Raw genomic sequence first — 261 nt, 5'->3', positions numbered from 1 at the left:
GGGCACTTCACCTTGTCGGATCCCATGACGACACCTCTTCTCAGGCCGCCGCGACGGCGGGTTCGGCATACGCGACGGCAAGCTCGCCGCCGTCCACCGTGACGCTGATGGTGCCACCCGGTTTGATCTCGCCGCGCAACAGCGCACGACCGATCTTGGTCTCGACCTCGTGGGCGATGTACCGGCGCAGCGGCCGCGCACCGTAGACAGGGTCGAAACCGTGTTCGGCGATCAGCCGGCGTGCCTCCGGCGTGATATCCA

1 protein-coding gene is annotated in these 261 nt (G+C 67.0%); it reads right to left on the bottom strand.

Annotated features, from left to right (window positions below):
* Positions 1-40: 40 nt before the first annotated feature.
* A partial coding sequence (locus tag G8767_RS35420; RefSeq protein ID WP_166814252.1) for a hypothetical protein occupies positions 41-261 on the bottom strand: 221 nt, incomplete at its 5' end.

The sequence above is a fragment of the Rhodococcus sp. IC4_135 genome (assembly GCF_011602025.1).
Taxonomy (GTDB): Bacteria; Actinomycetota; Actinomycetes; order Mycobacteriales; family Mycobacteriaceae; genus Rhodococcus_F; species Rhodococcus_F baikonurensis.
The sequence above is the reverse complement of the archived record's forward strand: the minus strand, read 5'-3'. Positions and strand labels throughout refer to the sequence as shown.